General features: G+C 45.9%; 9 protein-coding genes. 2 read left to right on the forward strand and 7 right to left on the reverse strand.

The window, feature by feature from the left end; all coding sequences use genetic code 11:
- Positions 1–278: 278 nt before the first annotated feature.
- The 6 genes from NST74_RS27220 to NST74_RS27245 all read right to left on the reverse strand — a co-directional run bounded on the left by NST74_RS27220 (position 279) and on the right by NST74_RS27245 (position 8,656).
- Positions 279–3,293, reverse strand: coding sequence for an efflux RND transporter permease subunit (locus NST74_RS27220; protein ID WP_341115421.1), 3,015 nt, complete (start codon positions 3,291–3,293; stop codon positions 279–281).
- A 257-nt stretch (positions 3,294–3,550) separates the two neighbouring features.
- The gene (locus NST74_RS27225) at positions 3,551–4,705 is read right to left on the reverse strand and encodes a cation:proton antiporter (RefSeq protein ID WP_341115422.1); all 1,155 of its coding nucleotides are present in this window, start codon (positions 4,703–4,705) and stop codon (positions 3,551–3,553) included.
- A gap of 220 nt (positions 4,706–4,925) precedes the next feature.
- Positions 4,926–5,249 (reverse strand): L-rhamnose mutarotase, encoded by a 324-nt coding sequence (locus NST74_RS27230; protein ID WP_341115423.1) that lies wholly within the window; start codon positions 5,247–5,249, stop codon positions 4,926–4,928.
- A gap of 124 nt (positions 5,250–5,373) precedes the next feature.
- Positions 5,374–6,534 (reverse strand): ABC transporter permease, encoded by a 1,161-nt coding sequence (locus tag NST74_RS27235; RefSeq protein ID WP_341115424.1) that lies wholly within the window; start codon positions 6,532–6,534, stop codon positions 5,374–5,376.
- Complete coding sequence (locus NST74_RS27240) at positions 6,527–7,702, reverse strand: ABC transporter permease (protein ID WP_341115993.1); 1,176 nt, start codon at positions 7,700–7,702, stop codon at positions 6,527–6,529. The genes NST74_RS27235 and NST74_RS27240 overlap by 8 nt, the downstream gene beginning before the upstream one ends.
- Before the next feature lie 18 nt (positions 7,703–7,720).
- A complete protein-coding gene (locus NST74_RS27245) occupies positions 7,721–8,656 on the reverse strand; it encodes an ABC transporter ATP-binding protein (RefSeq protein WP_341115425.1) in 936 nt (311 codons plus the stop codon).
- A gap of 167 nt (positions 8,657–8,823) precedes the next feature.
- Between NST74_RS27245 and NST74_RS27250 the strand changes: the two genes are divergently transcribed.
- Both NST74_RS27250 and NST74_RS27255 read left to right on the forward strand, forming a co-directional pair.
- A complete protein-coding gene (locus NST74_RS27250; protein WP_341115426.1) occupies positions 8,824–9,981 on the forward strand; it encodes a sensor histidine kinase in 1,158 nt (385 codons plus the stop codon).
- A 56-nt stretch (positions 9,982–10,037) separates the two neighbouring features.
- Complete coding sequence (locus NST74_RS27255) at positions 10,038–10,691, forward strand: response regulator transcription factor (RefSeq protein ID WP_341115427.1); 654 nt, start codon at positions 10,038–10,040, stop codon at positions 10,689–10,691.
- A 183-nt stretch (positions 10,692–10,874) separates the two neighbouring features.
- Here the strand turns inward: NST74_RS27255 and NST74_RS27260 are convergent, their stop codons facing one another.
- Positions 10,875–12,185: a PDZ domain-containing protein gene (locus NST74_RS27260; RefSeq protein WP_341115428.1), complete on the reverse strand. Its 1,311-nt coding sequence runs from the start codon at positions 12,183–12,185 to the stop codon at positions 10,875–10,877.
- Between the last annotated feature and the right edge of the window lie 98 nt (positions 12,186–12,283).

A 12,283-nucleotide genomic window follows, 5' to 3' on the forward strand; every position in this document is an offset into this window, starting at 1 on the left:
GGCTTCAGCCTTGTTTATCTTTTATCAGATAGCATTCTTGTCCTAATAGTAAGGAACAACGGCGTGGATCAGATTTACCTGAAGTGCCTTTAGGACCAAACAGATGCTATTCGTCCATTCACTGGCTTATTGAGTTACTATTGGACTCCTGAGTCCGATGCATCATTGGACAACAAAAAAAGCCATGATTCACACTTCGTTCCGAGAAGAGTTCATAAACAGGAACATCCCAACAGCATTATCATAGCCGTTGGGACGCCCTATTCCTCTAATCGATATTACGCACCATGCGTCGGAGTTTCGGCTTTCACCACGCCTTTGCGCTCCTTAGCAGATTTACGGAAGTAGAACAGTTCGTAAATCGCTGGAACTACAACCAGCGTAAGCAGTGTTGCCGCAGTTAATCCCCCAATAACTACAATTGCCAAGCTTTGCGAGACGATGCTTCCCATCTCGGCATGCCCGAACAGGAGTGGAGTCATGGCGCAAATGGTAGCAATGGCCGTCATCAGAATCGGACGCATCCGTGTTCCGGCCGCTTCCAGAATCGCTTCGCGAATACTCATATGCGCTTCATTTTGCTTAATGCGGTCAATTAGCACAATCGCATTCGTGACGACGATACCAATCAACATTAACGCTCCGAATAAAGCGGTAAAGTCAGGCGTTACACCGGATACGATCAGTCCAACAATCGCACCAATCGCAGCTAGCGGCAAGGAGAACATGATCGCCAGCGGAGCACGAAGCGTTTTGAAGGTGAGGACCATGATCAGATATACCAACCCGATGGAGATCAGCGCTGTCATACCAAGGTCTGCAAAATCCTCTGACTGATCAACCGAGGCTCCGCCTGCAAACAGAGTCACACCCTTTGGAAGGGTAAGACTATCGGTTTCTTTTTTAATACTCGCCCCGATTTCAGACACTTTCTTCGGATCAACTTCCGCTGTAATTCTCGCATATGGCTTTCCATCTTTATGGAACAATAAGGCTGGTTCATTCCGAACCTCATAGGTTGCGAGTTGGGACAGTGGCTTTGGACCTTCAGCAGTCATAAGCGTCATTGCCTTTAAATCCTGCTCCGACTTCGGCTCAACCATAGGATCCAACACTACTCCTGCAGGAGTACCGTCCAGCTCGATCTGCCCCATAGGGATCGGATTCAGCATAGCCGACAATTGCATGGTAATTTCTTGTGCATTCGTCTGAGCCGGATCTACCTTAAATGAAAATACTGGTTTGGTATCCTCCATATTGCTGCTGACCTTCTGAATACCCTCCACAGTTTTCAACTTATTCGTAACTTCAGCTGCAACAGCAGTAATATCTGTAAGATTATCACCTACGATATCAATATACTCGCTGGTAGAGCTTGAACCCATCATACTCATCTCGTTCGCAACGAGTGTTGCTCCAGCGTAGGAATCCTTCACATCACGAACATAATTGATGAACGCCTCAGCATCCGCACCTTTTTTCATAACAACGGTATAATCCACCAAGGTCTCCGAGCTGACAGTACCCCACTGGGCCGCATCCGCACTGTTCCCTGACTGCATGATCACCGTTTCTGCTTGTGGCTGTTTCATCAAATCTTGCTCTAACTGTTTTCCTTTTTCCAAGATCTCTTTAACAGGGACATCCTTAGGATAATTCAATTGAACAGAGACATAGCTGGCATCTGAAGCATCAAGCGCACCTTTTGGCATAGTTACATAAGCTGCGATGGAGCCAATCAGAAGGAGAAGACCTAGTGATAAAGTGATCCATTTCCGGCGCAGATTCCAATCTAGGAATCGGGTGAACCATTTAGATGGCTCGTGCTCTTTCATTGAAGTTCTTCTCAGCAGCCATGAGCTTAACAGCGGAACCACTGTCAAAGCTACAACGAGTGAGGTTAGCAATGAATACGTGACTGTTAAGGCAAACGGCAGTAGAAAAGCCTGCAAACTACCACGCAGAAGACCCATCGGCAGAAATACCGCTACCGTTGCAATCGTCGATGAAGTAATCGCTCTAGCCACTTCCCCGGTTGCGCTTATAATCATTTCACGGGAGAAGGGTTCTTTTTGCAGCCTACGGTAAATGTTCTCGATCACTACGATACTATCATCCACCAAGCGACCGACCGCAACAGCTACCCCTCCGAGTGTAATGATATTCAGACTTATGCCGGATATATCAAGCAGATATAGGGTAACTGCTAAAGAAAGCGGGATAGAAACCGCCGTAATCAGTGTTGCCCGCAGGTTGCGCAAGAACAACAGAATCACGATCGTAGCGAACAACGCGCCGAGTAATACTTCACGCATCATACTGTTCACTGAAGTAACCACCATATCTGATGTGCTGAATACCACCGCTGCTTCCGCGTTTGGAATGGTTTTGTTAATATGAGCAATGGTATCCTGAATATGATCTCCAACACTCACTGCATTCGCATTTGCTTCTTTGGTCACTATGGCGAAAAGAACATCTTTCCCATTCGAGCGGCTAACGCTTTCTTGATCCTGCTTCAATTCGACGGCAGCGATATCCTGTAGCTTAACGCCCGCGGAAACAGGGAGTTTTTTTAACGTATCGATACTATCTATCGTCGAAACCACGTTGACATTACCTGTCTGGCCGCCAATCGTCTGCTCCCCGAGAGATGCCGATACATTACGCCCTTGAAGTAATCCTAGCACTTGAGGGGTACTGATTCCCTTCTCAGCCATTAACTTTGGATCTAGCTTCACTCGCACTTGTGGAGTTACTTTGCCGTATAAGGCGACATTGGCAACACCTTCTGCCTTTTGCATTTCTGGAATGATCGTTTCTTCCGCAAGCTTCAGATTCTCTTTCGTCAGCCCTTCGTCAAACGCTAGCGTGATCTGTGACACAGGAATCATTGATGTATTCAGCTGAAGTACAAAAGGAGCCATCACCCCTTCAGGGAATTGTAACGAATCTACAACCTTTTGGACCTCCCCAGCAGCATCCTTCATATTTGTTTTTGAATCATAAAAAATATTTACCTGTGCGTATCCGTCTCCGGAAGTGGACAATATTTCTTTCTTCCCCTTAACAAAAGCGGCCCCAGCCTCAATCGGCTTCGTAACCTTCGTCTCCATCGCATGGGCATCCTGACCCGGCCCAAGCACCGTAACAGTCACTTGAGGATTATCTGCCTCCGGCATAAATTCCATCGGTAGCGAAGTATAGCTCATCCCTCCCACTACAAGAGCCATGACCACTAAAAGCCCCACCGCAGCCTTGTTACCGAACGACCATTTGGTTAACCATTTCATTTTCGTTTCCCCTTCCACCCCATATATTTCTGGTACTTCTCTTATGACTGCCCCATTATGTATTATTTTCCATCCCGAGATTTAGTTTAGACATTTTTGGCCGAAGTCAAAACAGCCCTACGGCTGGTTTTATACTCCGTCTTAAGACGGGGACCTTGCTCCTCCCCAAGTACAGGGAATTAGGGCGGTGAAGAATAAAACAAGGTGCCCCATAAGCCATTTAATGGCTTCGGAGCACCTTGTTGTTTGGTTTTGCTTTATTTTTCTCCCGCGCGTACTGGATCACGGAACATATATTTTAAGAGCGGCGGTGTTACAAGTGTAGTTACAATGACAACAATAATTACGGAAGTAAAATACTGCTGCTGTAACAAGCCGCTTTGCAGACCTGTTGCCGCGATGATCAACGCAACCTCACCCCGCGAAATCATCCCTGAACCAATAATAAGCGACGAATGGTTATTAAAGCCTGTAAGACGCGCACCCAGACCACCACCAAACAACTTGGTCAGAATGGCGACAACCGCCAGCAAGAGCACGAATCCGATTTGACTGCCAACCCCTTCAAAGGAAACATTAAGTCCGATACTTACAAAAAAGACCGGAACAAAAATCGAGTACGCTATAGGCTCAAGCTTGGTTTCCACCGTATGCTTAAAAGAGGTTTGAGATATAGCAATCCCAGCCGCAAAAGCACCGATGATCCCTGCCATCCCCATAATTTCAGCAAAATACGCGAACGCAAAGCAAATCATTAGCGCCGCTGCGATAACAGCCTCCGTCACCTTTAGCGGAGCCATCCATTTCATAACCCGAGGCACAACGAACCAACCCACAACAAGCGCTACAGCGAAGAACAACACTTTTTTCGTAATCAAAAGACCAATGGACACTGATTCTCCTGTGCCGAAAAAGCTCATTAATACAGCGAGCAAAATAACAACCAGGATATCATCGACTACAGCGGCTCCCAGAATGGTAGAACCTTCACGTGTATTCAACTTATTCATATCCTTCAGTACCTGAACCGATATGCTGACCGATGTTGCACTAAGAATGACGCCCATAAACATAGCATTATGATAAGCAAAACCAAACATTTCTCCAATGGCGAATCCACCTAGAAAAGGTAAAATAATACCTCCGACAGCTACTGCGAAAGCTGATTTCCAGTTTTTTCGCAGTTGATCCAGATCCGTCTCAAGCCCAGCGATAAACATTAATAATAGAACACCGATCTCCGAAAAATAATGAATAAACTCTCCACTCTGAATCCATCCCAGTACCGCAGGACCCAGTATAATACCGACAATTAGCTTACCCAGTACCGACGGTTGTCCCAGTCGCACAGATAAATCACCAGCTAGCTTGGTGAATAGTATAATCAGCATAAGATATAGCACAAACTCCATGTTTCATCCACTCCCTTGTTGTATATAAGAACTGCCAACCAGGGACATCCCAAGCCAAAAAAAGACAAAGAGGAGCCCTTGTTGACAGGCTCCTCCAAAAAACAAAAAATTATTCAATTTAACATTATTAAATATATTATAACCGTAATATAAAAGACTGTAAACAAGATACGCCGATAATATACAATATGCAAATTTTAGTTAATAAAGAATCAGCTCACTATTTTAGATAGAACACTTCGTTTAAGGGCTGCATCGGCACCTCATCATTGAAATCAAATGAGCCTTCAACCATCTTTGAAGTAATGGCATTCCATCGGTTGCAGGCGTCACTTTTAGCAATGTAATCGACAGCCGCTTCAGTATCCTCACATTCAAAGCAATAAAAAAACTGATTGCCATTCTGAAAGATAGAATAGTTAGAAATACCAGCCTTACTGTGCTCCTCCAAAACTTCTGGCCAAGGATTTAAATGCATGGCTACATACTCTTCCAGACATTCTTCCTTCACCCGCCATGTCCAAGCCAATTTATTGCTGCTCATCTGTTCATCCTCCTAGAAATGCCCTCTATTGTACATAATAAGAATCAAATACATTTGATACCTATTATTGTACCTGAAGGAAACAGGTCAGGCTATGAATATCTAACCTTCCATTTCAAAATACCTAAGCGTTGATTCCTGCTTGGCTTGGACGGAGAATGGCAGAACCAATAGCCAGCAGCACAGCGGCCATAAGTCCTAAGATGGCAAAAGGTAACCATAACTCATTCCAGCCACCTCCAGTTGCAGCGATATCAACGGCTTGGATGGCCCATTTTTGCGGAACAAAATTAGCCGCCTTCTGCATATAGTCCGGCATAATGGATAAGGGCCAGAAGCAGCCTCCAAGCATACAAGTGGGTGTGATAATAAGGGAATTCAGCATACCAGCATTATTAGGATTACGAATTAACCCCGCCACTGTACTCGCGATTCCCATGGACACCAGCATAAATGCCGCAAGAACAAGGAAATATAGATAGATTGGAACTTCATAATCATAGTGCAGCACCCAGCGGCCTAAAGCCAGCACTACGACGATCTGAATCATACCGACCATGAAGCTGCCCAGAAAATTACCAATCGCAATTTCGTAAGAACGAACCGGAGCACTGAACATCCGCATCATGGTTCTTCCTTTTCTATCATCCATAATCAAGGATACAGAGCTCGTGACTAGGCTCATGAGGAACATTAGTGTTAAACCTGTAACAACTCCTAGTCCCTCCCGAGGATACAAATTATAATCGGTTCGAATGCTGCCTATACTATGCTGTTCCGCTCTTTGCATAACAGTAGTGAACTGTGCGTCAACGTCACTAGATCCTTCATTTGCTGCTCCAATAGTCGCGGCGGTACTCCGCATCTCATCAGCGATCGCACTTGCTTTTAATTTGATCATAACAGAAGTTTCATTCGTCTTAAGCTCATATACACTAATTTGTGGTTCTTCCCCGGCAAGTAGAGCTGAAGTGAACCCTGCTGGAATCAGAATCCCCGCTTCTCCATTCTGATCTACAACACCTTCTCTTAAAGCAATCTCGTCATTCTTTTCTACAAATTTATATTCACCGGAATTTTTTAGTTCAGTGAGCAAGTGCTTACCTGCAGCCCCGTTATCCATATTGGAATACAATACAACCGCTGGGTTCTCCCCCATCGTTCCAGTAACGGAGACAATACCTGCAAGTACAATACAAGGAAGCAGAATATATATAAGCACACCCTTCCTAGTACCAATGGTTCGTTTCACCATGTTCCAGCCAATCGTTAAGATTTTATCCATGATAACCCACCTTCCGGTACGAGATTGCTGCTGCACTGAACAACACTAGACAGATCAGCGATAAAACTCCCAAATTCGGCATGATTTGTGATACATCAGCATGTAACATCATTTTCAAAATCGCCTGCATTGCCCAATGGTTAATTGTAAAAGCCCCTGCAGAGTTCACCCAAGATTCTGGAAGTGGAGCCATCCCTCCACTAATGAAGGTCATACTTACTGTAAGCAGTGTAACGATATTTCTTGCGCTTGCTCCAGTCTTACTGAACATAGAAATAACGATAGATAATGTCATCGAAGCCACAATCATCAGTAGGCAAAATAGGAGTAACAAGCCCGGCCGATTTCCCCAATTTACACCGAAGAGCACATTCGTTAGAATAATAATCGCTGCGCACTGCACTATACTTACGACACCTACACCAAGCATTTTACCAATGAATAGCTCAGATCCTTTAACGGGCATTGAATTTATCCGGAAGAGGGTATGATTTTCTTTTTCATTAAAAAGAGAAGTACAAACCGTCAAGCCGCTATATAGCAGGAACATCAACATCATAGATACTGCATAGAACTGTGAAGAAGTATATGAATACCCTCCCTCGCTCAATTCTCCAAGTTTTACGGAAGGCTGATTACTGGTGGAATTAGGTGCCATAACGTTTAATGCTGCCGGACCCAGTGTCAAAGCTACAGACTGTTTATAATTAAGAGTCTTTAAAAAGTTATCGAATACCGTTCCTGCCACTCTATTGTCTGTACTTTTTTTGCCAAGTATAAACTCCAGCTGTGCAGCTTCACCATTCTGAACCTTACTATCAAAGCCTGGAGGGACAACAACCGCATAGCCATATTTTCCTGTTCGTAGACCGCTTTCTGCTGCCTCTCGACTATTTACTATAATCGGGATAATAATATCCTTAAGCGCTGTTGATTTCAAAAAGCTGTCCATCATCGTTGAGCTCTCATAGCCCTCGCCAGAAAGATTAACAACTGCCACACGCACAATATCGATATTAGAGGAGCCTTCTTTATCACCAACGACACCGGAGAGCGAAGCACCTAAGAGAAAGATTAATAACAGGGGCAGTAAAAACATATTTAATATCATAGAGCGTGAGCTAAATAATCTTCGCAGCTCATAGATCATAATCGTCCAAGTATTCATCAAAATAATCCCCCCTTTTTAGTCTCGTAAGGTACGTCCGGTCAAGCTTAGAAACAATGTCTCCAGATCAGGTTCTTCAATATTTAGCGAGCCGATAATCCCCTTATGTTTGGCAAAAATAAAAAGGATATCCTGCAGTTCCCCTTGTGAAGAGGGCAAGTACAGCTCGACTACTTCTTCCTTTGCTTCTACGCGTCTAATTCTAGGGTGAAGCGCCAGCTCTTGGATAAGCTCCGGTGTGATATTAGCAGCTTTAATGACGATTTTTTCTTCCTTGGCAACGCGTTCCCGCAGTTCCTTCTCTGTACCACAAGCAATGATATGTCCTTTATCCATAATGGCTACCCGATCACAAATGGCTGCAACCTCCTCCATATAGTGACTGGTATAAATAATAGTTGAGCCGAGCCGATTCAGCTCTTTGACCGATTCAAGGATATGATTGCGAGATTGTGGATCGATCCCCACCGTAGGTTCATCCATAATAATCAACTTTGGACGATGCATGATGGCGCAGGCAATATTCAGACGTCTTTTCATTCCCCCGGAGAATGTTGAGGGCTTCTCTTTACCACGATCGCTAAGACCTGTGAAAGCAAGAGCCTCTTCAACCCGTTCCTTCAAAAGCTTGCCGCGCAAGCCATATAATCTTCCGAAAAAGGTAACGTTATCCGCCGCTGACATCGTGTCGTATACGACCAACTCCTGTGGAACCAAACCAATTCTTTTCTTCACCTCAAGTGATTTCGAAGACACAGGCAGACTGTCGATGACAATGTCTCCTCCGTCAATTTTAAGTAAGCCACAGATCATACTGATCGTTGTACTTTTACCCGCTCCGTTCGGGCCAAGCAAGCCAAAGATTTCCCCTTCTTCTATCGTCATATTCACATGGTCCACTGTTAATTTACCTTCATATCGTTTCACCACATCGGTTAATACGGCGATTGCCATTCGATCATCTCTCCTGTCATTTGCGCTTCTATATTTCCAATTTTATACTACATTTCATTCTACAGGAGGTACGAAAGGTCATCTTTTGAAGGTGACTAAAGTCATCTCCTGAAGTAGTAGGCTAATATGCTAAGATTAGAAGAAACCCTGTAAAGGATGTCTTAGGCGTGACTAGAGAGCTGAATCTATTGCGTTACTTACTCATTATAATTCCAGCTTGTATTAGCATTTACATCTATCCATATGCCGATTATGGAATCTTCACACTGCATATTCTGATGCTTCTATTCCTTGTGGTCATGGTACCAAAGCTGCCCCAATCCCTTCATCCCTTGATAAGCATCATTGAAGTACTATTCACCGCCTGGTTATGCTACCAATACGGCAGTATAATGATTTTTCCAGCGGTCTCGGCCTTACTTTATTATTCTAGACTTCAGCCCCAAGCCGTGCCGCTCGTGTTTACGGTTGTGCATCTGATTACCCTGAACATAGCGCTTCGGGATTCTCCACAGCTCATCATTACGTTCATCAACATTACTTTTCTGCTCATCGCCTATCTCAACGAATTATTACAGCGGGCTGGTCGGGGCCGTGAGAATACTCTCCATCTATACGATGAGCTCCGGAAAAAGCATTTCGAGCTGGATGAAGCCCGCAACCGACTGCTGGAGTTTAACACCCAAATAGAAGATGCAGCCCAGTCCAAAGAACGGGTCCGCATCTCACGCCAGCTCCATGACGATATCGGTCACCGCCTGATTCGTATTAAAATGATGATGGAAGCCGCGCTGCACACCTTACCCACCTCGCCTGAGAGCGGAATGCAAATGATGGAGCTCATTCGAGATCAGCTGTCAGCTAGCATGGACGATATGCGCTCCGCAGTGAAGCGTATCAACTATACGCCACAACTAGAGGGTGCTTACGCGTTAGATCGTCTGCTTGAGGAGACAGGACGAGATACGGGAATCGAGACCTCATACCAAGTACTTGGGATACCTTATCCGCTATATCCTAGTATCCAGGTGATCTTGTATAAGAACGCCCGTGAGGCCATAACCAATGCTCTGCGTCATGGAAAAGCAACAGCAATCTGGATTACGGTCGACTTCAGTACTACTGGAATTACGATGGAGGTTAGCAACAATGGAACACTTTCCGAAGAGAATAAGCTAACTACATTGCCGGGAAGTGGTGGTGTCGGAATGAAAGGAATGTTAGAACGAACGCATTTGATCGGCGGAACCTTGGAACTGCGGCAGGAGCCTCAATTCACAATTGTTACACGATTGCCCATTTATAAGCAGGGAGAGATTGTATAGGGAAGATAGTACCCATGGTTATATAGAAACCTAAATTCAATCAAGGAGACTTGCTAATGATTAAAGTGATGATTGTAGATGATGACCCTTTTATTCGCCAAAGTCTAAAGCTACTACTAGAATTGGACTCGGAGCTTAAAGTGGTCGGAGCTGCGAGTGATGGAAACGAGGCCTTGAGCTTACTCCAGACTGAAGATGTAGCCGATGTGGTTCTGATGGATATACGGATGCCGGGCTGTGATGGTGTTGAAGGAACAGAGAAAATTAAGCAGGCTTTTCCTCAGGTTTCGATACTGATGCTAACTACTTTCGATGACGATGAGTATATCATTGAAGCGTTACGTAACGGAGCCAGTGGATATTTACTCAAAAACATACCGCCAGACCGTATCATACAAGGCATCAAAACGGTCAATGAAGGTAATATGCTAATTCATCCCGATATCGCGCGCAAACTGGCAACCTTCCTACAGCCTGCATCCCGTCCTGAATCTCCACAGGCACAGCCGCTGGAGTCCTTCGGACTGACTAAAATGGAATTGGCTGTTGTGGCCTCTATCGCTGAGGGGCATACCAACAAAGAAATCGCCGGACAGCTGTTCCTAAGCGAGGGTACGGTCAAAAATTACATAACGGATATTCTAAGCAAATTACAGCTGCGAGATCGAACGCAAATCGCGATTTTCTATTTAAAAGGTGGGCGGGGGTGAAGTAGGCGGTTTGTTCAAGTTGATTCTAACGTCTCCTATTTTTGTTTAAGCTTCATTTTCAGTCTTGGTCAATTCTTCTTTTGACAATTATCCTGATATTAAAGATAGTTGATGCATTCCTCCACGCTCGCCATGCTACAAAAAAGCCCGGACTCTATTTCCAGAGTCCGGGCTTAACTTTAGCTATCCTTCCGCTGATTCCTTCTTGGCTTTAGCGGCTTTGTTCCGTTTGAGTCGGCCGTTCGGAAGATTGCGGCTGCGAGTACCTGTCTTCATCGCGATGATACTGAAGATGCTAGAAGGCTTCGCCTCCGCAGTAACCGCTCCATCTGTCTCCGGTACCAGAATGATCCCGAGCTGATGATGGTCCCCGTCGTAGATCGGGCTCTGAAGGTATTTGCTCTCCCCTTCACGGTTCTGCACCTCCAGCTTGCAGAACGCTGGATTCATGCGCAGCGCCTCATGTAGCTGCGCGGCATCGGTCAACAGGACCCCGTTGACCTTCAGTAAGATCTCGCCGGGCAGGATGCCCAGCTCCTGCCCGGGACTGCCCGGCAGCACGGCCAGCACCTTGCGGCCGCGCGGTGGATGCACGAAGATGGGGCTGATGCTGCGCTCTTCCAGAGCGCTGTACCAGCTTAACCCTTCGTGCAGCACCATTGCTGCGAGCGCCGCGAGCAGGGTCAGCGGGCTCCACCAGGCGGCAAGCAGGCTTAAGCCGAGCAGGACGATGCTGTAGATCAGCAGCCGTCCTGAAGAGCGGGCCGCCTTGCGCCCGGGCAGCATGCCCTGCGTCATCTCGCTGAAGCCGATGATGACGGGCAAAGAGACAATGCCAAGCCCGCCGCCCAGCAGCGGCTGCCATGGCAGATCCGTTCCTGCGCCCGAAGGGATCAGCAGGAACAGCGGCAGCGGCCAAAAAGCCTGCAGCTGATAGCCGCCGACAACCATGCCGCGCTTGCCCTTCAAAAAGAGGGGCGTCGCAAGCTTCGCCCCTTGCCAGCGGGCCAGCAGAGCTTCCGCCATATGCAGCAGCGCAGCTAGCACTAGCAAGGCTGGAATATCCATTTCCCGTATGGCTGTTGTAATGTTCCCGACCGTTCCACTATGTAAGGCATCAGGAAAGAAAGACAGTACAAATTGAATCACGCCAAGCAGACCTATAGAATAAGCAAAGCACAAATACCGCACACGCAATAGCGATAACAGCACACTGACTACCCAAATGCAGGCTACAGCTGTACCTGATAAGGAAATCCCTAACAATATGGCTGCAATAGAAACCACTAATCCCATCACCAGCCCACTCCACACCGTTCGCCACGTTTCTTGACCCCAGCTATGTAACTTCACATGAATCAGCTTGCGTTCTAATGCCACCTGCCGACGGTAATACAATGCAATAAATATAATAGCAATATAATAATATGGCTGGATCAGCAAGTGTAAGAACGCAGTGCCCAAGCTTCCTAACAGTTCCTGAATCACATTCAAACTGTTCGTCACACTCCTTCCTTATCTACAAAAAAACTTTTATGAACCCTTGTTCACATACCAGAATAAATGTTCAGCTCTCTTATTCACACCTGTAA

Source organism: Paenibacillus sp. FSL F4-0125 (genome assembly GCF_038008565.1).
Taxonomy (GTDB): domain Bacteria; phylum Bacillota; class Bacilli; order Paenibacillales; family Paenibacillaceae; genus Paenibacillus_AQ.

What these genes read in the sequence shown, in the direction of transcription:
- NST74_RS27220 (WP_341115421.1), bottom strand. Translation starts at nt 3,293, where the DNA reads ATGAAATGGTTAACCAAATGGTCGTTCGGTAACAAGGCTGCGGTGGGG.
- NST74_RS27225 (WP_341115422.1), bottom strand. Translation starts at nt 4,705, where the DNA reads ATGGAGTTTGTGCTATATCTTATGCTGATTATACTATTCACCAAGCTA.
- NST74_RS27230 (WP_341115423.1), bottom strand. Translation starts at nt 5,249, where the DNA reads ATGAGCAGCAATAAATTGGCTTGGACATGGCGGGTGAAGGAAGAATGT.
- NST74_RS27235 (WP_341115424.1), bottom strand. Translation starts at nt 6,534, where the DNA reads ATGGATAAAATCTTAACGATTGGCTGGAACATGGTGAAACGAACCATT.
- NST74_RS27240 (WP_341115993.1), bottom strand. Translation starts at nt 7,702, where the DNA reads ATGAATACTTGGACGATTATGATCTATGAGCTGCGAAGATTATTTAGC.
- NST74_RS27245 (WP_341115425.1), bottom strand. Translation starts at nt 8,656, where the DNA reads ATGGCAATCGCCGTATTAACCGATGTGGTGAAACGATATGAAGGTAAA.
- NST74_RS27255 (WP_341115427.1), top strand. Translation starts at nt 10,038, where the DNA reads ATGATTAAAGTGATGATTGTAGATGATGACCCTTTTATTCGCCAAAGT.